Source organism: Faecalibacterium sp. I3-3-89 (assembly GCF_023347275.1).
GTDB lineage: Bacteria > Bacillota > Clostridia > Oscillospirales > Ruminococcaceae > Faecalibacterium > Faecalibacterium butyricigenerans.
In genome coordinates this window covers 2,367,552-2,388,908 of sequence record NZ_CP094468.1, presented here as the reverse complement: position 1 = coordinate 2,388,908, position 21,357 = coordinate 2,367,552, and the positions used below count along the sequence as shown (strand labels likewise).

Sequence of the window (21,357 nt, the reverse complement as noted above, 5' to 3'; positions counted from 1 at the left end):
GCTACAGACAAAAAGCAGGAAGGAGGACGCATATGCGCCCTGCAGATACATGGAAAGACTACGAGCTGCTGGATGCCACCGACGGCAACCGGCTGGAACGCTGGGGTGAGACGCTGCTGGTCCGGCCTGACCCGCAGGTGGTGTGGAAGACGCCCCAGCAAAGTCCTCTCTGGGCCAAGGCAGACGCCGTCTACCACCGCTCCAATCAGGGCGGTGGTGAGTGGGAGTATCGCCGCCGTCTGCCCGAGAAGTGGAAGATCAGCTGCGGCGAAGGGGAGGATAAGCTGACCCTCATCGTCAGCCCCACCGGCTTCAAGCACACCGGCGTCTTCCCCGAACAGGCCGTCAACTGGGCGTGGTACGCAAAGAAGATCCGCGCCGCAGGCCGCCCCATCAAGGTGCTGAACCTCTTCGGCTACACCGGCGGTGCCACGCTGGCCTGTGCGGCTGCCGGGGCCACCGTCTGCCATGTGGACGCCTCCAAGGGCATCGTGGCATGGGGCAAGGACAACGCCGCCGCCAGCGGCCTTGCAGACCGTCCCATCCGCTGGCTGGTGGACGACTGCGCCAAATTCGTCGCCCGCGAGAAGCGGCGGGGCAACACCTACGACGGCATCATCATGGACCCGCCCAGCTATGGCCGCGGCCCCGGCGGCGAGATCTGGAAGCTGGAAGACTGCATCTACGACCTTATCAGCCAGTGCGAGGAGGTCCTGAGCGATCAGCCGCTCTTCTTTGCCGTCAACAGCTACACCACCGGTCTGTCGCCCGCCGTCATGGAATATATGCTCAAGACGACGCTGGTGCCCCGCTTCGGCGGGCAGACCTCCTGCGACGAGATCGGCCTGCCCGTCTCCGCTACCGGCGGCGTCGTGCCCTGCGGCGCGACGGCGATCTGGGAGGAATAAAATTTTCAAACCGTAAGGGCAGGGGCCTTTGGGTCAGGCTGTCCTTCCATACAACCTCTCAGGCGCTTCGCGCCAGCTCCCCTAGTAGGGGAGCCTCTGGCGAAGAGGCGGAACTTTCCGGAATGCCAAGGCCTCTCCTCGATAGGAGAGGTGGCACGGCGTCAGCCGTGACGGAGAGGTTGACCACCTTATAGTATGGGGTACAGCCCCTTTCGGAGGGGCGCACCACCAGAAAGAGAAAACAAATGAGTGAAACGATACTGACAGCAGAAAATTTAAAGTTCCGCTATGACTCGGAGCAGCCGGGCTACGCGCTCAACGGCGTCTCCATGCAGGTCCGGCGGGGCGAGTTCGTGGCCGTGCTGGGCGCGAACGGCTGCGGCAAGTCTACCCTTGCCAAGCATTTCAATGCCATCCTCCTGCCGGAGGAGGGCAAGGTGTACGTCGAGGGGATGGACACCGCCGACGAGGACAAGCTCTACGACATTCGCCAGACCGTGGGCATGGTGTTCCAAAGCCCCGACAACCAGATCGTGGCGACGGTGGTGGAAGAGGACGTGGCCTTTGCGCTGGAAAACCTCGGCGTCCCGCCGGAGGAGATGCGCCGCCGCGTCGATGACGCCATGAAGATGGCGGGCATCTACGAGTTCCGGGAGCGGGCGCCCCACAACCTCTCAGGCGGCCAGAAGCAGCGCGTGGCCATCGCAGGCGTCGTTGCCATGCGGCCCGACTGCCTCATCCTCGACGAGGCCACCGCCATGCTCGACCCCCGGGGCCGTGAGCAGGTGATGCAGACCATCCACCACCTCAACAAGGACATGGGCATTACCGTGGTGTCCATCACCCACTACATGGAGGAGGCCGCACAGGCCGACCGTGTGCTGGTGATGAGCGGGGGCAAAGTGGTGATGGAGGGCACGCCGAAAGAGGTGTTCAGCCAGACCGAGAAGGTCCGCGCCCTCCGCCTCGATGTGCCGCAGGCCGCAGAGCTGCGGGATGAGCTGGTCAAGGCCGGCATCCCCCTGCCCGAGGGCATCATCGACACCGGCGAATGCGCACAGGCTCTGTATGAGCTGCTGAAATAAGGGGGGCGGAAGCATGGCAAGCATCATCAAAGTAGAACACCTGAGCTATGTCTACAATCCCGGTATGCCGAATGCGGTCACTGCGCTGGACGACGTGAGCTTTGAGGTGGAAGAGGGCGATTTCGTGGGCATCATCGGAGCCACCGGCTCCGGCAAGAGCACCCTCATCACCCATATGAACGGACTGAACAAGCCCACCAGCGGTAAGATCATCATTGATGGCCGCGACCTCTGGGCCGAGCCGGAAAAGATAAGAGATTTCCGTTTCCTGACGGGTCTGGTGTTCCAGTACCCGGAGTACCAGCTGTTTGAGGAGACCTGCTACAAGGACATCGCCTTTGGCCCCAAGAACATGGGGCTGGACGAGGCAGAGATCGACGCGCGCGTCCATGAGGCGGCCCGGTTCGTCGGCCTCGATGAAGCGCTTTTGGAGCGCAGCCCCTTCGAGCTGTCCGGCGGTCAGAAGCGCCGTGTGGCCGTGGCCGGCGTCATGGCCATGAAGCCCCGCATCCTCGTGCTGGACGAGCCTGCGGCGGGCCTCGACCCCGAGGGCAGAGATGAGATCCTCTCGGAAGTGAAGGACTACCACAAAAAGACCGGCACCACCGTGCTTCTCGTCTCCCACAGCATGGAGGACATCGCCAAGTACGCCGACAAGGTGCTGGTGATGAGCCGGAAGAAGATCGCCATGTACGATACGGTGGAAAAGGTCTTTGCCCGTGCGCCGGAGCTGCTGGAACTGGGCCTCTCCGTCCCGCAGGTGACGAAGATCTTCCTCAAGCTGCGGGAGATGGGGGTGGATGTCCCGGCGGACGTCTACACCATCCCCTACGCCGTCAAGACCATTCTGGCGGCAAAGGCCCGGCGGGATGCGGGAGAGACTCTCGTCCTGCCCCGGAATGAAAATACGCAGGAAGGGGGTGCAGCCGGATGCTGAGAGATATTACCATCGGCCAGCACTTCCCGGGCAACAGCCTCGTCCACCGGTTTGACCCCCGGCTCAAGCTGGTGCTGACCATCCTGTATATCGTGCTGCTCTTTGCGGCGTCGAACCCGCTGGGCCTTGCGCTTTCGCTGATCTTCCTCGCTGTGATGTATGCGGTGGCAAAGATCCCCTTCCGGCTCATCGTCAAGAGCCTGAAGCCCATCTTCCCCATCATCGTCTTTACGGCGGTGCTGAACCTCTTTTTCGTTTCAGGCGAGGGCGACCCGGTGTTTCAGTTCGGTTTTCTGACCGTTTACGCGGAGGGCATCCGGTATGCTGTGCTGATGGCCGTCCGTGTCATGGCCCTTATCGCAGGCACCAGCCTGCTGACCTACACCACCAGCCCCATCGTCCTGACGGATGCCATCGAGCAGCTGCTGAAGCCCCTCGGGAAGCTCCACTTCCCGGTGCACGAGCTGGCGATGATGATGAGCATTGCGCTGCGGTTCATCCCCACCCTCATCGAGGAGACCGATAAGATCATGAACGCCCAGAAGGCCCGCGGCGCACAGCTGGACAACGGCAAGATGACGGAGCGCATCAAGGCGCTGGTGCCGGTGCTGGTGCCCCTGTTCATCTCGGCTTTCCGCCGCGCTGACGAGCTGGCCATGGCCATGGAGTGCCGCTGCTACCGCGGCGGCGATGGCCGCACCCGCCTCAAGGTGCTGCGCTGCACGAGACAGGATTACATCGACCTCGCGGTCTGCCTCGCCTGCTTTGCAGTGATCCTGGCGTCGAGGCTGGTGTTCCCGAACTTCTAAAGAGCGAGGAATTTGTTCTCTTTTGGTGTCAAAAGAGAACCAGAAAACCACCAGCGATTTCGACGCGCTGGATCCACGAGAAAGGGGCTGCTCGCCCCTTTCAGACCCCAAAGAGGAAGTCGAAACGGAAAAAAGCTAAGCCGCTCCGCTAAAAGCTTTTTTCTCGTTTCTCCGATTTTGAATGATACGAACGGGAAAGTTGTAATTTCGTAGATGAACTATCTTCTTACTTTAGCCTACGATGGCACCAACTACTGCGGGTTTCAGGTGCAGCCCAACGGGCGGAGCGTGGCCGCTGCGTTTCAGGACGCCTTGGAGGCGGTGCTGGGCAGCCGCCCCGACATCAAGGGCTGCAGCCGCACCGACGCAGGCGTCCACGCGCTGGGCTTCATGCTCAACTTCCACGCCGACACCCGCATCCCGGCGGCAAAGCTGCCGCTGGCCCTCAATCAGCATCTTCCCCCGGACATCCGGGTGTTGGAGGCGCGGGTGGTGCCCGACGACTTCCACGCCCGCTATGCGGCCCACACAAAGACCTACCTCTACCGCATCCACAACAGTCCGATCGACTCGCCCTTCGCCTCCCGCTATTACACCAAGGTGCCGGGGCGGCTGGACGCCGACCGGATGCAGCAGGCGGCACAGTATTTTGTGGGGACGCACGATTTCCTTGCCCTCTGCGCCTCGGGCAGCTCGGCAGCCGCCCACGGCGACACCGTGCGCACCATCACGGCCTGTGAGGTCGAGCGCCGGGGCGACGACATCGACATCACGGTGACGGCAGATGGCTACCTCTACAACATGGTGCGCATCCTCGCGGGCACCCTCTGCGAGGCGGGCGCAGGCCGTCTTGCGCCCGAGGCGGTGCCGGGCATCCTCGCCAGCTGCGACCGGAAAAACGCCGGCCCGACGCTGGCGGCAAAGGGGCTTTTCCTCAAGAGCGTGGACTACAATTAACACAAACACGACCGGTGCTCCCGGAGGGGGAATGCCCCCTTTGGGAGCACTGTCGTTGCAGGAAGGGGACAGGAACGTATGAGAAAGAAGCATCGAGGCTTCCGGCCCGCGTCGGACGAGCCGCTTTCGGAGGGCCGGGTCGAGTACCTCGAGCAGGCCCGCGCCCGGGTGCGGAACCGGCGCATCCGGCGCACCGCGCTCATCGTCGCGGCGCTGACGCTGGTGGTGCTGTTCGCCACTGGCTTTGTGGGCAGCTCGGTGGCAATGGCCAAGGACTGGGCCGACACTGCCCGCATCCTGCTCTTTCCGGGGACGGGCTGGCCCCAGCAGACCGGCGTCATGGAGGTAGAGCAGCTTGCCGCCCTGAACGGAAGCTTTGTGGAGCTGGGCGAAGAGGGGTGCGTGGTCTGGTCCCGCACCGGCACCCGCCTCAACGCCATCCAGAGCGGCTACGCCCGGCCAGCGTTGGCGGCGGGCAAGAACCGCTTCGTGCTCTACAACCGCTCGGGCAATGAGCTGCGGGTGGAGAGCCGCACCCAGAACCTCTACACCAAGACGATGGAGAACAGCATCACCCTCTGCGCGATGGCCGACAACGGCACGCTGGCCGTCGTCACCGAAGACCCCGGCAGCGCCGCCAGACTGCGAATCTACTCCTCCTCGATGGAGGAGCAGCTGAGCTGGAGCCTCACCACCACCGACGGCACGCCGCTGCGGATGGCCTTTTCGCCGGATGGGCGGCGGCTGGCGGTGGCGGCGGTGACGGTCAGCGGCGGGCAGATGGTGACGAATTTCTACATCGTCACGCTGGCGCAGGGCGACCCTGTCCTTGTGGGCAGCGGCAGCGGTGCGGCCCAGTGGCTGAGCTGGCCCAGCGCCCAGAGTGTACTGGCCCTCTGCGACAGCCGCGCCGTCCTCTACAACGCATCGGGCGGCGAAAAAGCTGCCTACGACTTCACCGGCCAGACCCTCCGGGACATCTCGGTGGATGCCTCGGGCAATGCCGCCCTGCTGCTGGCCTCCGGCCAGCTCTGTCAGGCGGTGATGCTGGACCGTGAGCTGAACGTGGAGGGCACAGCGCAGGTGCAGGCGGCCAACCGCATCGTCCGGGCCGGGCAGAGCTTCTATCTGCTCACCGACAGCGGCGTGGAGTGTCTCTCCACCGACGGTGCCTCCCAGTGGCAGCAGAGCCTTTCCTCCCGGCCGCAGGGCCTGCTGGCCGACCGGAAGCAGCTGCTGGTCTTCTGCGGCAACACCGTGCAGGTGCTGACTCCTCCCGAGGCGGAGACCAGTGCCTCGGGCAATCCATGATAGAATAAGGAAAATAAGGTATGTTCAAGAATCCGTCATTTCTTTTTGATATAGTATGTACCGTGGTCTGGCTGCTGCTGGCCGTGCGCTACGCCCGCAAGGGCTTCCTCGCGGCCAGCGTCCAGCTGGGTGGGAACGTCTTCAGCCTCGTGGGTGCCCGGGTCTTTTCGGGCTGGGCTGCCGTCGAGGTGTTCCAGCGGTTTCTGGCCGGGAGCTTCCGCACCCAGATCGCCGAGAGCATCTCTGCCGGAGGGGTCGTTGACCTGACCGGCATCGCGGACAAGTACGCGGGCTTTCTGCCCGAGAGCTTCCGCGCCTCCATCGTGGAGGCCTGCGAGCGCTCCATCTCAGCCGTGCTCAGCGACAACGCCGTGGTGCTGGCGGACGTCATCGTCCAGAAGGTGCTGGCCCCGCTGCTGACGCCGGTCATCTCGGTGGTGCTCTTTTTCGTGACCTTTGCCCTGCTGCGGATGCTGGTGAGTATGCTGGTCACTGTGCTGGGCCTCGTCAACCGGCTGCCGGTCATCGGCACCGTCAACCGCTGGCTGGGCTGGCTCACCGGCTGCATCGCCAGCACGATGGACATCTACCTTGTGCTGTGCGTGGTGTGGGCCATCATCGTCATCACGGGCGGCAATCTGACCGTCCTGAACGACACGGTCATGAGCAGCAGCCTTTACTATAAAGCATTCAATCTGTTCAACCCCTTCCTGTAAAGGGGAGCTTAGGAGGAACCTATATGGTCTGCAGTCGCTGTCAGAAACGTCCGGCCATCATCTTCGTCCAGCGGATGGAGAACGGCCAGATGAAAAATGAAGGCTTTTGCCTGCACTGTGCCCGTGAACTGCACATCAAGCCCGTCGAGGACCTGATGAAGCAGTTCGGGATGTCCGACGAGGACATGGACAACATGGAAAACCGGATGGAGAGCATGATGGACGAGATGGGAGACGCGAACCCCCTCTCCCTCATGATGAATATGGGCCAGCCGACGGAGGGCGAGGAGAGCGAGGGAGATGACGACCTCGTGCCCGGCTCCAGCGCGACCTTCCCGCTGGGCGTCAAGGCGGAGGGCGAAGCCGGAAACGGCAAAAAGGCCCAGAAAAACGGCAAGAAGCCGCCCCGCCGCAAATTCCTCGATACCTATTGTGAGAATCTGACCCGCAAGGCCCGGGAGGGCAGGCTGGACGACATCGTGGGCCGCGACCGCGAAATTTATCGCACGATTCAGATTCTGAGCCGCCGCCAGAAGAACAACCCCTGCCTCATCGGCGAGGCGGGCGTCGGCAAGACGGCCATCGCTGAGGGCATCGCGGAGCGGATCGCCAAGGGCGATGTTCCCGTGGGCCTGAAGGACAAGGAAATTTTCCTGCTCGATCTGACCAGCCTCGTGGCCGGCACCCAGTTCCGGGGCCAGTTCGAACAGCGGGTCAAGGGCCTGCTCAGTGAGGTCAAGGCCGCGGGCAACATCATCCTCTTTATTGATGAGATCCACACCATCACCTCGGCGGGCGAGAGCGAGGGCGCGATGAACGCGGGCAACATCCTCAAGCCTGCCCTGTCCAGAGGCGAAATTCAGGTCATCGGCGCCACCACCTTCAACGAGTACCGCAAGTATATCGAGAAGGATCAGGCCCTTGAGCGCCGCTTCCAGCCCGTCCGGGTGGAGGAACCCAGCGTGGCCGATACGCTGGCCGTCATGAACGGCATCAAGAAGTATTACGAGGAGCACCACCATGTGCAGGTGGAGGCGGATGTCCTCTCGGCCATCGTCACCCTCAGTGAGCGGTACATCACCGACCGCTACCTCCCCGATAAGGCCATCGACCTGCTGGACGAGGCCTGCGCCTGCTGCAACCTTGCCCACCCGGTCATCTCGGAATACCTCGAGATGCAGAAGGAGCTGGACGGCCTGAAGCAGGAGGAGGCGGAGATGGAGTCTGCCGACGTCAACGAGGCCATCGACTATGAGCAGGTGGCCCAGCGGAAGACCCGCATCGCAAAGCTGGAAGCTGAGCTGCCCGCAAAGCAGGCCGCAGCCAGCGAGATCAGGGTCACGATGGATGATGTGGCCAAGGTCATCGAGCTGTGGACGGGCATCCCGGCAGTAAAAATTCAGGAGACGGAGTTCGCAAAGCTGGCCGGGCTGGAAGCGGAGCTGAAAAAGAAGATCATCGGTCAGGACGAGGCTGTCCATCTCGTGGCACAGGCCGTCAAGCGGAGCCGTGCCGACCTGTCGGGACGCCGTCGCCCGGCCAGTTTCATCTTCGTCGGCCCCACCGGCGTCGGCAAGACCGAGCTGGTCAAGCAGCTGGCAAACCAGCTCTTTGACGGCCCTGATCCCCTCATCCGCCTCGATATGAGCGAGTATATGGAGAAGTATGCGGTGTCCCGCATGATCGGCTCGCCTCCGGGCTATGTGGGCTACGAGGAGGCCGGTCAGCTCACCGAAAAGGTGCGCCGCCGCCCCTACAGCGTCGTCCTCTTCGATGAGATCGAAAAGGCCCACCCCGACGTCATGAACATCCTGCTCCAAATTCTGGACGAGGGAAAGATCAACGATGCACAGGGCCGGACGGTGGATTTCTCCAACACGGTCATCTGCATGACCTCCAACGCCGGAAGCGGCGACAAGAGCACCTCCGGACTCGGCTTCAACAAGAGCGAGGAGCAGCTGAGCGAGGAAAAGACCCGCAAGGCTCTGAGCCAGTTCCTGCGGCCCGAGTTCCTTGGCCGCGTGGATGAGGTCATCGCCTTCAAGCCCCTGAGCCAGCAGACGCTGGAGGGCATCGCGGCCCTCATGCTGGACGAGTACAAGCCCAGCATGGAATCGAAGGGCATCGCCTACCGCTACACCCCGGCGGCGCTGTCCGCCCTCGTGGCCAAGAGTCAGGGCGGCAAGTTCGGTGCCCGCGACCTCCGCCGCGTCATCCGCAAGGCGGTGGAAGACCCTGCCGCCGAGCGCATCATCGACGGCACCCTGAAGGCAGGCGGGAGCCTGACCGTGGACGCCGAGAACGGCGAAGTCATCCTGAAGTAAAGCACAAACGAAAAGGCACTCCGAAGCGCTTCGGAGTGCCTTTTATAGTACGCGGAAAACTCAGTCGAGGGATACCGGAACTTCGGGCTTGTTGGCGGTGCGGGCGCTGGTGCGGCCCTCGGGGATGATCTCCCCGGCGGCGGTCAGCGCCAGCTTGGTGAGGGTGGGGCCTACCAGCTCATACACCAGCACCGAGAAGAGCACCACGTTGCGCACCATGTGGCCGTCGGAAAGCTCGGCGGCCTCGGCGGCCATGCCCAGCGCCACCTGTGTGATGAGGGAAAGGCTGTCCACCTGTTCCAGCGTGCCGAAGCCGATGCCGAACACGCTCAGGCCCAGCCGTCCCAGAAAGAAGGGGCCGAGCAGCAGGCCCGCCAGCAGGTAGGACGTGACCGCTGGCAAATGGACTGCCTTTGCCAGACGCGACATCAGCAGACCTGCGATGAGCGCCGTGGAAAGGCAGATGAGAAGCTGTTCCATACGATATTGCGGGCAGCGGACGCACCGAGGCCGCCGCCCTTTCCTCCTTTTTCTCAGTCAGGCGTGTTCCCGGGCTGCTTGCCAAAACCCCTGAAAACACAGCACAATAAAGGATTATACTATCTCATCGCTTAAAAAGCAACATCTTTTCAGGCGGAATGATTGAAGAATCCTTAACAAATGACCGAAAAAAGCGAAAAACAGGGCCGCTGCCTGCGCAGCGGCCCTGTTGTATGCAACAATTGTGAATTTAGTTGAACTTAAAGATCTTCCGTGCGATGCGGTAGCCGCCCAGCACGATATCGTCGCCTTTGGGGAAGGGCAGGTTGGTCACGCCGCCGAAACCGAAGCGGATGGAGCGGTAGACCGCAGCGCTGGTGTGCTCGCGCAGGTACTGCCACAGGCCCTTCTGCTTCTCCTTGGCCTCGGCGCTGCCGTCCAGCAGCAGGAAGATGTCGCTGACCGCCATCATCATCGAGAGGTAGTGGAGCATATAGGCCCGAAGCTTCTTTTCGCCCTTGAGGGCGTCGAGGTCCTGACAGTCGATCATGTGCCGGGTGACGCGGAGCTGCTGATCCACGCGCTTGACCATGACGCTCTCATTGACGCTCTGGTCGGAGCGGCCGATGAAGTAGCGGTAGAGGTCGAGGTCCATATAATACATGGTCTTGACGAAGGGCAGGGGCTGGTAGACGAAGATGTTGTCCACATAGAAGGTGTGCTTGGGCAGCACCATGCCGCACTGGCGCAGCACCTCGGTGCGGTACAGGACCGAGTGCATCAGCAGGTTCTGGTCGGGGCGGAAGCGGCCCACGTGCATCCATGTGAAGAGCCGCTCCTGCGGGAAGACGTTGGTGTACCGCACGGTGTGGCTGGTGCCGTCCTCGGTGTGCTCATAGACGTAGTTGCAGATCATGAGGTCGGGGGCGGTGCCGCGGGTCACGAGGGCGTGCAGGCGGGAGAGCACCTTCTTGAGGGCGTCGGTGTCCAGCCAGTCGTCGCTGTCCACGACCTTGTAGTAGAGGCCGGTGGCGTTGCGGATGCCCTGATTGACGCCCTCACCATGGCCGCCGTTCTCCTGATGGATGGCTTTGACGATAGTGGGGTACTTGGCGGCGTACTCGTCGCAGATGGCTGGGGTCTCGTCTTTCACGGAACCGTCGTCCACAAGGATGATCTCGGCCTGCTCCCCGGCGGAGAGCAGGGTCTCGATGCAATGGCGCATATAGGCCGCCGAGTTGTAGCACGGGACGGCAAAGGTAATGAGTTTCTGCTGCATAATAATAAGCTCCTTATCGTGCTTGCCCGGCCTTGCGCAGAGCAAAAAATGGCCGGAGATGGAGATATGTACTCTTATTATATCATTTTCGCGCACAAAAAGCTAGGAAGACCAGCAAATACCTTCAAAAAACGACAGCAGAAAAGCATTTTGGTACCATTTCGGGCCGGGCTGTGCTATAATAGTACAGTTACAGGAACCAAAAAGCAGGAGGAGCACATGGCAGACCCGCATTCTATCTTAAAAAAAGTTTTTGGCTACGACAGCTTCCGCCCCGGGCAGGAGGAGATCGTCCGGCGGTTGCTGGACGGGCAGGATGTGCTGGCCGTGATGCCCACCGGCGCGGGCAAATCCATCTGCTATCAGGTGCCGGCCCTGCTGCTGCCCGGCATCACCATCGTGGTGTCGCCGCTGGTCAGCCTGATGAAGGATCAGGTGGGCGCGCTGGTGCAGGCCGGTGTGGCGGCGGCCTTCCTCAACAACAGCCTCACCGACAACCAGAAAGCCCTCATGCTCCACCGCGCCCGGGAGGGCTGGTATAAGATCATCTATGTCGCCCCGGAGCGGCTGGAGATGCCGGGCTTCCAGCGGTTCGCGCAGGAAAAACTTATCAGCATGGTCACGGTGGATGAGGCCCACTGCATCAGCCAGTGGGGACAGGACTTCCGCCCCAGCTATCTGCGGATCAAGGCGTTCGTGGACAGCCTGCCCAGCCGCCCGGTGGTGGGCGCGTTCACGGCCACCGCCACGGCCCGGGTGCGGGACGACATCCGCAGCCACCTCGACCTCCATCAGCCCTACGAAGTGACTACAGGTTTTGACCGGCCCAACCTCTACTTCGAGACCCGCCGCGCCCTGCCCAGCCAGAAACCGAAGGAGCTGCTGGACCTCGTGCTGCGGGAGGGAGACAACGCGGGCATCGTCTATTGCAGCACCACCAAGCAGGTGGACGAGACGGCCCGCCTGCTTCAGAGCCGGGGCATCCGGGCGGCGGCGTATCACGCCAAGCTGGACGCCGAGGTGCGGCGGAAGAATCAGGACGACTTCCTCTACGACCGGGTCCAGATCATGGTGGCGACGAATGCCTTCGGCATGGGCATCGACAAGCCCAATGTCCGGTTCGTCATCCACTACAATATGCCCAAGGACCTTGAGAGCTACTATCAGGAGGCGGGCCGTGCAGGCCGCGATGGTCTGCCGTCCCGCTGCATCCTGCTCTACTCCGGTACGGACGTGCGGACCATCCGCTTTTTCATCGACAAGGAGATGGAGGCCGACAACGGCCTGCCCGCCGACGTCAAGGCCGAAGCTGCCCGCAAGGCGGAGGAACGGCTCAAATATATGACCTTCTACTCCACCACCTCAAAATGTCTGCGGCGGTTCATGCTGAACTACTTCGGGGAGGCTGCACCCGAGAAGTGCGGCAACTGCTCCTGCTGCCTCTTTGCCGAGCAGAATGCGCAGGAGGTGGAAGAGCGGGCCGCTGCCGCGAAGCAGCGCGCTGCGGCCAACTCCCGGCGGCTGTCTGCCCGCCGTGCTGCCGCCAACACCGACCTCAGTGAGGCCGACGAAAAGCTTCTGGCGGCGCTCTACGCTCTGCGCAAGCGTCTCGCTGCAAAGCAGAACGTCCCGGCGTATATGGTGTTCAGCGACGCCACCCTCCGGGAGATGGTCCAGAGCAAGCCTCTGAGCATGGACGAATTCCTGAACATCACCGGCGTCGGCGAGAAGAAGGCCGCGCGGTATGGCATGGCTTTCCTGCGGGTCATCGAGGAGATGGTCAACTCGCGGTGAGCAGGGCCGGAACTGTAAATTTTCTGCGTTCTGCTTGACTTTTCCGGGATTTTGCATATACTGAAGATAGTGAATGTGGTAATTCACACATAGGACTCACGAAGAAAGAACAACCCCCCTCAGAGAGCTGCAATCTCTCAAAAGGGGGGTCATTCTTTTAGTGCTTGCTGTCCTTGAACCAGCCGCCAAGCCACTTGTAGACGAAGTTTGCGACAACGCCTGCTGCGACGGACAGGATGAATGTGGTAATATCCATAGGAACTCACCTCCTTCCAACTGGACGGAGAAGGCCAGCGTCTTTAGTATATCATAAGCCTCGACAAAAAGATAGAAAAAGAGCGCGAATCTTCCACGATGAGCCACTCGGCTCATGGAAAGGTCTGCGCTCTTTTTGTCATTCCATCGTATGGGTGGAGAAGACCTTTTCGTCCTGCCACCAAACCGGCTGCCCGGCGGCGAGGGACTTGGGCACATCCAGCAGACGCTGGTTCCGGCTGCCCCGGAAACGGAGGGAGATGTCGTGCTCAGCCTCCACGAAGCGGCCATCCACCAGCACGTCCAGCAGACGCAGCAGCTCGTCGGTGACTTCACACCGTGCGTGACAGGGAACCTTGCCGGTCAGCTGTTCCCATGTGTAGCCGGAGTAGCACCAGACGGTCTTCTTCGGGTAGAGGGCCTTGAAGTTCTGGACGAAAGTCACCAGTTCCCGCTGGTTCTCCGGCTCCATCGGTTCGCCGCCCAGCAGGGAGAGGCCCGCGATATAATCCGGCTTGCAGGAGGCGAATACCTCGTTGCGGACGGGCTTGTCGAAGGGGGAACCGTAACCGAAGTCCCATGCCACCTCGTTGAAGCAGCCGGGGCAGTGGTGGCGGCACCCGGAGACGAAGACGCTGGTGCGAACCCCCGGCCCGTTGGCGATGTCATAATATTTAATGGTTGCGTAGTTCATTACAAGTGTAACACCCGATCCTTGATCTCCTGCGTCCGGCCCTGATTCCAGAACTGGGTGCCGATATAGCCGCAGGTACGGCGGGCGACATTCAGCTTGTTCTGGTCACGGTTGCCGCACTTGGGGCACTCCCACACCAGCTTGCCGTCGTCTTCGACGATCTTGATCTCGCCGTCGTAGCCGCAGCACTGGCAGTAATCCGACTTGGTATTCAACTCGGCGTACATGATGTTGTCGTAGATGAACTGCAGCACGCTCATCACGGCCTCAAGATTGTCCTGCATATTGGGGACTTCCACATAGCTGATGGCACCGCCCGGGGACAGCTTCTGGAACTCGCTCTCGAACTTCAGCTTGGTGAACGCATCGATCGTCTCCGAAACATGGACGTGATAGCTGTTGGTGATATAGTTCTTGTCGGTGATGCCGGGCACGATGCCAAACCGCTTCTGCAGGCACTTGGCGAATTTGTAGGTGGTGGATTCCAGCGGAGTGCCGTAGAGGGAATAGTCCATGTTTTCGGCCTTCTTCCACTCGTTGCACTTGTCGTTCATATGCTGCATCACACTGAGGGCGAAGGGCTTTGCACCGGCGTCAGTGTGGCTCTTGCCGGTCATATACTTCACGCACTCATACAGGCCGGCGTAGCCGAGACTGATGGTGGAGTAGCCGCCAAAGAGGAGTTTGTCGATCTTCTCGCCTTTCTTGAGGCGGGCCAGTGCGCCATACTGCCACAGAATGGGGGCGGCATCGCTGGGGGTGCCCAGCAGGCGCTTGTGGCGGGCCTGCAGAGCGCGGTGGCAGAGCGCCAGACGCTCGTCGAAGATCTTCCAGAACTTGTCGAAGTTGCCGCCGGAGCTGAGGGCCACATCCACCAGATTGATGGTCACGACGCCCTGATTGAAGCGGCCGTAATACTTGGGCTTGCCGGTCTCGGGGTCCACATAAGGGGTGAGGAAGCTGCGGCAGCCCATGCAGGTGTAGCAGTGGCCCTCGCCGTTCTTGTCTACCTTCAGCTCGAGCATCTTCTTCTCGGAGATATAGTCGGGTACCATCCGCTTGGCGGTGCACTTGGCAGCCAGCTCAGTCAGATAGTAGTAGGGGTCGCCGGGGTGGATGTTGTCCTCCTCCAGCACATAGATGAGCTTGGGGAAGGCGGGGGTGATCCAGACACCGGCCTCATTCTTCACGCCCTGATAGCGCTGGCGGATGGTCTCCTCGATGATGATGGCAAGGTCGGCCTTCTCCTGCGCGTTGCGGGCCTCACCCAGATACATGAAGACGGTGATGAAGGGAGCCTGACCGTTGGTGGTCATAAGGGTGACGACCTGATACTGGATGGTCTGGACGCCGCGGTTGATCTCATTGCGCAGGCGGCGCTCCACGATCTCGCGCTTGCGCTCGGCAGAAACATCCAGACCCTCCATCTCAGCCTCGACCTCAGCGGCGATCTTCTTGCGGGAGACGTCTACGAAGGGGGCAAGGTGGGTCAGGCTGATGCTCTGGCCGCCGTACTGGTTGGAGGCCACCTGCGCGATGATCTGGGTGGCGATGTTGCAGGCGGTGGAGAAACTGTGGGGCTTCTCGATATAGGTGCCCGAGATGACCGTGCCATTCTGGAGCATATCGTCCAGATTGATGAGGTCGCAGTTGTGCATATGCTGGGCAAAGTAGTCGGAGTCGTGGAAGTGGATGAGACCCTCCTGATGAGCCTTGACGATCTCGGGGTCCAGCAGCAGGCGGGCGGTCAGATCCTTGGAGATCTCACCGGCCATGTAGTCGCGCTGGACGCTGTTGACGGTGGGGTTCTTGTTGGCGTTCTCCTGCTTGACTTCCTCGTTCTGGCACTCGATAAGGCTCAGGATGCGCTCGTCGGTGGTGTTGGTTTGGCGCTTGAGGCTCTGGATATAGCGGTAAGTGATATAGTGGCGGGCGATGTCATGGGCCTTGATGTCCATGAGCTGGTTCTCCACCATATCCTGTATCTCTTCCACGCTGATGGCGCGGTTGAGTGCCTGACACTGATCGGTCACGGCTGCGGCGATGTCGGTGATCTGCTCCCGGGAGAGACGGGCCTTGCCGCCCACCGAATCGCTGGCTTTGGTGACAGCGGTGATGATCTTGGTAATATCGAAAGGTACTTCAGCACCGTTGCGTTTGATGATCTTCATAGCGCTCCTCCTGTGTCGCATATACAGTGTGAACGGGTGTCTCCTTGTGCAAGAGGCACCCGCAAGTCTCGTGATTCATTGATACTATCATATCACTATTTAGTGATATGTCAATGGAAGAACCACTACATTTTGTGTTTTGTAGCTTTCGCCAAAAATAACGGAGAATTTCCGGAACAAAATTTGAGACGGAACCTCTTGACAATTTGTGCAAGGGAAGCGGGCGCTTTCCTTGGCGTAATAAAGGCCGTCGTCTATACTTTGCCCTTTATATAATACATTATAACAGACAAAGAGTCTCGGCCTGAAAAATACAAGGAGATGAAGCCGATTTCAGTCAGCGCGAAAAAACTTGAAAAAAAGAAGTAAAAAAGTGTTGACATCCGGGCGGTGATGTGGTATTATACTTGAGCGCCAAGCGCTGAGACAAAAGAATGACTTCTGAGTCTTAGCTAGAAGTAAAGCGAAAAGAACCAATAGATGCGAGAAAGTCCGGCAGGAATGCGAGAGACTTTCGAGATGCTCCAAGTTCGGTAAGAAACGAAAAACTTCGAAAAAATAAAGCTTGACAAAAAACCACTTCTGTGGTAAAATAATTAAGCTGTCAGCCGCTTGGCTGAGGCGCTACAGGACCTTGAAAATTGAACAATATCGAAAAACTTGTAACGGAACCTATTTTCGTGTTGGAAAAACACGTTAAACAATTCCAAACAAAGTAATTCACACAGGACGCAAGCGATTGCGTGCTGAGCGAAGAGAGATTTAACACTTTTTAAGTGATAAATATCATTTAATAAAGAGTTTGATCCTGGCTCAGGACGAACGCTGGCGGCGCGCCTAACACATGCAAGTCGAACGAGAGAGAAGGAGCTTGCTTCTTCGATCGAGTGGCGAACGGGTGAGTAACGCGTGAGGAACCTGCCTCAAAGAGGGGGACAACAGTTGGAAACGACTGCTAATACCGCATAAGCCCACGGGTCGGCATCGACCTGAGGGAAAAGGAGCAATCCGCTTTGAGATGGCCTCGCGTCCGATTAGCTAGTTGGTGAGGTAACGGCCCACCAAGGCGACGATCGGTAGCCGGACTGAGAGGTTGAACGGCCACATTGGGACTGAGACACGGCCCAGACTCCTACGGGAGGCAGCAGTGGGGAATATTGCACAATGGGGGAAACCCTGATGCAGCGACGCCGCGTGGAGGAAGAAGGTCTTCGGATTGTAAACTCCTGTTGTTGAGGAAGATAATGACGGTACTCAACAAGGAAGTGACGGCTAACTACGTGCCAGCAGCCGCGGTAAAACGTAGGTCACAAGCGTTGTCCGGAATTACTGGGTGTAAAGGGAGCGCAGGCGGGAAGACAAGTTGGAAGTGAAATCTATGGGCTCAACCCATAAACTGCTTTCAAAACTGTTTTTCTTGAGTAGTGCAGAGGTAGGCGGAATTCCCGGTGTAGCGGTGGAATGCGTAGATATCGGGAGGAACACCAGTGGCGAAGGCGGCCTACTGGGCACCAACTGACGCTGAGGCTCGAAAGTGTGGGTAGCAAACAGGATTAGATACCCTGGTAGTCCACACCGTAAACGATGATTACTAGGTGTTGGAGGATTGACCCCTTCAGTGCCGCAGTTAACACAATAAGTAATCCACCTGGGGAGTACGACCGCAAGGTTGAAACTCAAAGGAATTGACGGGGGCCCGCACAAGCAGTGGAGTATGTGGTTTAATTCGACGCAACGCGAAGAACCTTACCAAGTCTTGACATCCCTTGACGAACATAGAAATATGTTTTCTCTTCGGAGCAAGGAGACAGGTGGTGCATGGTTGTCGTCAGCTCGTGTCGTGAGATGTTGGGTTAAGTCCCGCAACGAGCGCAACCCTTATGGTCAGTTACTACGCAAGAGGACTCTGGCCAGACTGCCGTTGACAAAACGGAGGAAGGTGGGGATGACGTCAAATCATCATGCCCTTTATGACTTGGGCTACACACGTACTACAATGGCGTTAAACAAAGAGAAGCAAGACCGCGAGGTGGAGCAAAACTCAGAAACAACGTCCCAGTTCGGACTGCAGGCTGCAACTCGCCTGCACGAAGTCGGAATTGCTAGTAATCGTGGATCAGCATGCCACGGTGAATACGTTCCCGGGCCTTGTACACACCGCCCGTCACACCATGAGAGCCGGGGGGACCCGAAGTCGGTAGTCTAACCGCAAGGAGGACGCCGCCGAAGGTAAAACTGGTGATTGGGGTGAAGTCGTAACAAGGTAGCCGTAGGAGAACCTGCGGCTGGATCACCTCCTTTCTAAGGAGTCAGGCAAGAACGAAACATCGAAGATGGTTTGTTCTTGGAACAGGTGACAGAGACAAGTTGATTAGATATTGTTCGATTTTGAGGGCCCTGAAAAGGGGTTACTCAAAACCTAATGTGGGGGTTTAGCTCAGCTGGGAGAGCACCTGCTTTGCAAGCAGGGGGTCAAGGGTTCGATTCCCTTAATCTCCACCACATGGGCCAATAGCTCAGCTGGCTAGAGCACACGACTGATAATCGTGAGGTCGATGGTTCGAGTCCATTTTGGCCCACCATGTGATGAAGAGCAGAGTTTCGGGAGACCGGGCTTTGCAGGACATCACCAAGACGTACCTTGAAAACTGAATAATAACTGCGAAACAAAGATTATAGTAAGTTCTTTTTAAGAAATATTACAATTTCAAAAGGAAGGGTAACAATAATCTTCGTTGGCAAGAGAGAATCAAGAGGATACAAGCCATTCTCGAGAGAGAATAGTTTGATATGGTCAAGCGAACAAGGGCGCAGGGCGAATGCCTTGGCACTGGGAGCCGATGAAAGACGTGATAAGCTGCGATAAGCTTCGGGGAGCTGCAAATAAGCATTGATCCGGAGATTTCTGAATGAGGAAACTCACTCAGGTTCATACCTGAGTACGTTGCACTGAAATTCAAAATAGGTGCATCGGGGGAACCGCCTGAACTGAAACATCTAAGTAGGGCGAGGAAGAGACATCAAACGAGATTCCGTAAGTAGTGGCGAGCGAACGCGGAAGAGGGCAAACCGGGAGTAGAAATACTTCCGGGGTACGGACTGCTTTTAGGACTCAATCTGTTAACCGAACGGCATGGGAAGGCCGGTCAGAGAGTGTGAGAACCACGTAGGTGAAAACGGAGAGAGCTGCGCAGATTCCAGAGTACGGCCAGACACGTGAAACCTGGTCGGAAGATGGGGGGACCACCCTCCAACCCTAAATACTACCCAGTGACCGATAGCGTATAGTACTGTGAAGGAAAGGTGAAAAGCACCCCGGGAGGGGAGTGAAAAAGAACCTGAAACCCTGTGCCTACAAGCACCTAGAGCGCGTCAATGTGTGATAGGGTACTTTTTGTAGAACGGTCCGGCGAGCGATTGTATGCAGCAAGGTTAAGGACTTAAGGTCTGGAGCCGAAGCGAAAGCGAGTTTGAAAAGGGCGTTAAGTTGCATATAATGGGCCCGAAACCGGGTGACCTACCCATGGTCAGGTTGAAGTGGAAGTAAAATTCCATGGAGGACCGAACCGACCTCCGTTGAAAAGGCGGCGGATGAACTGTGGGTAGCGGAGAAATTCCAATCGAACCCGGAGATAGCTGGTTCTCCCCGAAATAGTTTTAGGACTAGCCTCAAGTTAGATACCTGGAGGTAAAGCACTGAATAGCCTAGCGGCCGAGAGGTTAGCGAAGCTTATCAAACTCAGAATGCCAGAGTATTGATGCTTGGGAGTCAGACAGTGTCAGATAAATGTCATTGTCAAAAGGGAAACAGCCCAGATCTACAGCTAAGGTCCCAAAGTCAGGTTAAGTGGAAAACGATGTGAAGATACGCAGACAACCAGGATGTTGGCTCAGAAGCAGCCACTCATTCAAAGAGTGCGTAATAGCTCACTGGTCGAGCGTCTTTGCGCGGAGAATTTAACGGGGCTAAACCTGACACCGAAGCTTAGGCAATCCAGTAATGGATTGGGTAGGGGAGCGTTGTATACGCGGAGAAACAGTAGCGTAAGCGGCTGTGGAGTGTATAGAAGTGAGAATGCCGGAATGAGTAGCGCGAATGCAGTGAGAATCTGCATGGCCGAAAGCCTCAGGTTTTTGGAGGAAGGTTCGTCCGCTCCAAGTTAGTCGGGAGCTAAGGTGAGGCCGGAAGGCGTAGCCGATGCACAGACGGTAGAGATTCCGTCACCACCAAAAGAGTTAAGCACAGGGACACATTTGAAGTCTCAGAGCCGGGTGTTGGTTCCGGTAGAGATCGAGGGAAGTTAGTACCGAAGTCTGGGATGGAAGATGGCGAGAAAAGCTGTGTGTATTTCTGAGGTGCCCGTACCGCAAACCGACACAGGTAGGTAGGAAGAAGATTCTAAGGCCAACGGGAGAAGGGTTGTTAAGGAACTCGGCAAATTGACCCCGTAACTTCGGGAGAAGGGGTGCTCCAGAGATGGAGCCGCAGAGAATCGGCCCAAGCAACTGTTTACCAAAAACACAGGTTTGTGCTAAATCGAAAGATGACGTATACGAGCTGACGCCTGCCCGGTGCTGGAAGGTTAAGAGGAGATGTGCAAGCATTGAATCGAAGCCCCAGTGAACGGCGGCCGTAACTATAACGGTCCTAAGGTAGCGAAATTCCTTGTCAGGTAAGTTCTGACCCGCATGAAAGGCGTAATGATTTGGGCACTGTCTCAACAGCCCGCCCGGCGAAATTGTAGTACCGGTGAAGATGCCGGTTACCCGCGACAAGACGGAAAGACCCCATGGAGCTTTACTGTAGCCTAATATTGGGTTTCGATGTTGCATGCACAGGATAGATGGGACACAGGGAAACAGGAGCTTTGGCTTCTGCGGAGTGGCCGTTGGGATACCATCCTTGCGATATTGGAATTCTAACCTGCGGCTCTGAATCGAGTCGGGGGACATTGTTAGGTGGGCAGTTTGACTGGGGCGGTCGCCTCCTAAAAAGTAACGGAGGCGTTCAAAGGTTCGCTCAGCTTGAACGGAAATCAAGCAAAAGAGTGCAAACGCAGAAGCGAGCCTAACTGCGAGACTGACGGGTCGAGCAGTAACGAAAGTTGGAGTTAGTGATCCGGTGGTATGTGAGTGGAAATGCCATCGCTCAACGGATAAAAGTTACCCTGGGGATAACAGGCTGATCTCCCCCAAGAGTCCACATCGACGGGGAGGTTTGGCACCTCGATGTCGGCTCATCGCATCCTGGGGCTGTATTCGGTCCCAAGGGTTTGGCTGTTCGCCAATTAAAGCGGTACGCGAGCTGGGTTCAGAACGTCGTGAGACAGTTCGGTCCCTATCTGTCGTGGGCGCAGGATATTTGATGGGAGCTGTCCCTAGTACGAGAGGACCGGGACGGACGTACCTCTGGCGCACCAGTTGTTCCGCCAGGAGCATAGCTGGGCAACTACGTACGGATCGGATAAACGCTGAAAGCATCTAAGCGTGAAGCCGACCCAAAGATAAGATATCCCATTGTTTTAAACAAGTAAGACCCCTTGAAGACTACAAGGTCGATAGGCACGATGTGTAAGTGGAGCGATCCATTCAGCAAGCGTGTACTAATAGGTCGAGGGCTTGACCACAATTCGCTTG

The 21,357-nt window shown here is 58.4% G+C and carries 13 protein-coding genes, 2 tRNA genes and 2 rRNA genes; 13 read left to right on the top strand and 4 right to left on the bottom strand.

Features of this window, described 5'->3' with window-relative positions:
• Positions 1-32: 32 nt before the first annotated feature.
• The 8 genes from MTP38_RS11555 to MTP38_RS11520 all read left to right on the top strand — a co-directional run bounded on the left by MTP38_RS11555 (position 33) and on the right by MTP38_RS11520 (position 9,047).
• Complete coding sequence (locus MTP38_RS11555; protein ID WP_249233643.1) at positions 33-908, top strand: class I SAM-dependent methyltransferase; 876 nt, start codon at positions 33-35, stop codon at positions 906-908.
• Between the two features lie 245 nt (positions 909-1,153).
• On the top strand, positions 1,154-1,993 hold the full coding sequence (locus MTP38_RS11550; RefSeq protein ID WP_227621419.1) for an energy-coupling factor transporter ATPase: 840 nt from the start codon (positions 1,154-1,156) through the stop codon (positions 1,991-1,993).
• A gap of 13 nt (positions 1,994-2,006) precedes the next feature.
• Complete coding sequence (locus MTP38_RS11545; RefSeq protein WP_249233642.1) at positions 2,007-2,930, top strand: energy-coupling factor transporter ATPase; 924 nt, start codon at positions 2,007-2,009, stop codon at positions 2,928-2,930.
• On the top strand, positions 2,924-3,739 hold the full coding sequence (locus MTP38_RS11540) for an energy-coupling factor transporter transmembrane component T family protein (RefSeq protein WP_249233641.1): 816 nt from the start codon (positions 2,924-2,926) through the stop codon (positions 3,737-3,739). Before MTP38_RS11545 ends, MTP38_RS11540 begins: the two co-directional genes overlap by 7 nt.
• Positions 3,740-3,952: 213 nt before the next feature.
• Positions 3,953-4,696 (top strand): tRNA pseudouridine(38-40) synthase TruA, encoded by a 744-nt coding sequence (truA, locus tag MTP38_RS11535; protein ID WP_249233640.1) that lies wholly within the window; start codon positions 3,953-3,955, stop codon positions 4,694-4,696.
• A gap of 78 nt (positions 4,697-4,774) precedes the next feature.
• Positions 4,775-6,007, top strand: coding sequence for a DUF5711 family protein (locus tag MTP38_RS11530; RefSeq protein WP_249233639.1), 1,233 nt, complete (start codon positions 4,775-4,777; stop codon positions 6,005-6,007).
• A 20-nt stretch (positions 6,008-6,027) separates the two neighbouring features.
• The gene (locus MTP38_RS11525; RefSeq protein ID WP_249233638.1) at positions 6,028-6,723 is read left to right on the top strand and encodes a hypothetical protein; all 696 of its coding nucleotides are present in this window, start codon (positions 6,028-6,030) and stop codon (positions 6,721-6,723) included.
• Positions 6,724-6,746: 23 nt separating this feature from the next.
• On the top strand, positions 6,747-9,047 hold the full coding sequence (locus MTP38_RS11520) for an ATP-dependent Clp protease ATP-binding subunit (RefSeq protein WP_249233637.1): 2,301 nt from the start codon (positions 6,747-6,749) through the stop codon (positions 9,045-9,047).
• A gap of 60 nt (positions 9,048-9,107) precedes the next feature.
• On the opposite strand, the gene MTP38_RS11515 is transcribed toward MTP38_RS11520, so the two are convergent.
• The gene (locus MTP38_RS11515; RefSeq protein WP_249233636.1) at positions 9,108-9,527 is read right to left on the bottom strand and encodes a hypothetical protein; all 420 of its coding nucleotides are present in this window, start codon (positions 9,525-9,527) and stop codon (positions 9,108-9,110) included.
• Positions 9,528-9,777: 250 nt separating this feature from the next.
• A complete protein-coding gene (locus MTP38_RS11510; RefSeq protein ID WP_249233635.1) occupies positions 9,778-10,806 on the bottom strand; it encodes a glycosyltransferase family 2 protein in 1,029 nt (342 codons plus the stop codon).
• A gap of 219 nt (positions 10,807-11,025) precedes the next feature.
• Between MTP38_RS11510 and MTP38_RS11505 the strand changes: the two genes are divergently transcribed.
• Positions 11,026-12,600 carry a RecQ family ATP-dependent DNA helicase gene (locus MTP38_RS11505; RefSeq protein WP_249233634.1) on the top strand — a complete coding sequence of 525 codons (1,575 nt, stop codon included), beginning with the start codon at positions 11,026-11,028 and terminating at the stop codon, positions 12,598-12,600.
• A 394-nt stretch (positions 12,601-12,994) separates the two neighbouring features.
• On the opposite strand, the gene nrdG is transcribed toward MTP38_RS11505, so the two are convergent.
• On the bottom strand, positions 12,995-13,549 hold the full coding sequence (gene nrdG, locus MTP38_RS11500; RefSeq protein ID WP_249233633.1) for an anaerobic ribonucleoside-triphosphate reductase activating protein: 555 nt from the start codon (positions 13,547-13,549) through the stop codon (positions 12,995-12,997).
• Complete coding sequence (gene nrdD / locus MTP38_RS11495) at positions 13,549-15,720, bottom strand: anaerobic ribonucleoside-triphosphate reductase (protein WP_227621430.1); 2,172 nt, start codon at positions 15,718-15,720, stop codon at positions 13,549-13,551. Before nrdD ends, nrdG begins: the two co-directional genes overlap by 1 nt.
• Before the next feature lie 790 nt (positions 15,721-16,510).
• Here nrdD and MTP38_RS11490 point away from each other — a divergent pair.
• The 4 genes from MTP38_RS11490 to MTP38_RS11475 all read left to right on the top strand — a co-directional run bounded on the left by MTP38_RS11490 (position 16,511) and on the right by MTP38_RS11475 (position 21,347).
• Positions 16,511-18,021: ribosomal RNA gene (locus MTP38_RS11490) — 16S ribosomal RNA — on the top strand.
• Positions 18,022-18,146: 125 nt separating this feature from the next.
• Positions 18,147-18,222, top strand: a tRNA-Ala gene (locus MTP38_RS11485).
• 3 nt (positions 18,223-18,225) lie between these two features.
• Positions 18,226-18,302: transfer RNA gene (locus MTP38_RS11480), tRNA-Ile, on the top strand.
• A gap of 210 nt (positions 18,303-18,512) precedes the next feature.
• Positions 18,513-21,347: ribosomal RNA gene (locus MTP38_RS11475) — 23S ribosomal RNA — on the top strand.
• The 16S and 23S rRNA genes sit together here with 2 tRNA genes alongside, the layout of an rRNA operon.
• The last annotated feature ends 10 nt before the right edge of the window (positions 21,348-21,357 follow it).

What these genes read in the sequence shown, in the direction of transcription:
- MTP38_RS11555 (WP_249233643.1), top strand. Translation starts at nt 33, where the DNA reads ATGCGCCCTGCAGATACATGGAAAGACTACGAGCTGCTGGATGCCACC.
- MTP38_RS11550 (WP_227621419.1), top strand. Translation starts at nt 1,154, where the DNA reads ATGAGTGAAACGATACTGACAGCAGAAAATTTAAAGTTCCGCTATGAC.
- MTP38_RS11545 (WP_249233642.1), top strand. Translation starts at nt 2,007, where the DNA reads ATGGCAAGCATCATCAAAGTAGAACACCTGAGCTATGTCTACAATCCC.
- MTP38_RS11540 (WP_249233641.1), top strand. Translation starts at nt 2,924, where the DNA reads ATGCTGAGAGATATTACCATCGGCCAGCACTTCCCGGGCAACAGCCTC.
- truA (WP_249233640.1), top strand. Translation starts at nt 3,953, where the DNA reads ATGAACTATCTTCTTACTTTAGCCTACGATGGCACCAACTACTGCGGG.
- MTP38_RS11530 (WP_249233639.1), top strand. Translation starts at nt 4,775, where the DNA reads ATGAGAAAGAAGCATCGAGGCTTCCGGCCCGCGTCGGACGAGCCGCTT.
- MTP38_RS11525 (WP_249233638.1), top strand. Translation starts at nt 6,028, where the DNA reads ATGTTCAAGAATCCGTCATTTCTTTTTGATATAGTATGTACCGTGGTC.
- MTP38_RS11520 (WP_249233637.1), top strand. Translation starts at nt 6,747, where the DNA reads ATGGTCTGCAGTCGCTGTCAGAAACGTCCGGCCATCATCTTCGTCCAG.
- MTP38_RS11515 (WP_249233636.1), bottom strand. Translation starts at nt 9,527, where the DNA reads ATGGAACAGCTTCTCATCTGCCTTTCCACGGCGCTCATCGCAGGTCTG.
- MTP38_RS11510 (WP_249233635.1), bottom strand. Translation starts at nt 10,806, where the DNA reads ATGCAGCAGAAACTCATTACCTTTGCCGTCCCGTGCTACAACTCGGCG.
- MTP38_RS11505 (WP_249233634.1), top strand. Translation starts at nt 11,026, where the DNA reads ATGGCAGACCCGCATTCTATCTTAAAAAAAGTTTTTGGCTACGACAGC.
- nrdG (WP_249233633.1), bottom strand. Translation starts at nt 13,549, where the DNA reads ATGAACTACGCAACCATTAAATATTATGACATCGCCAACGGGCCGGGG.
- nrdD (WP_227621430.1), bottom strand. Translation starts at nt 15,720, where the DNA reads ATGAAGATCATCAAACGCAACGGTGCTGAAGTACCTTTCGATATTACC.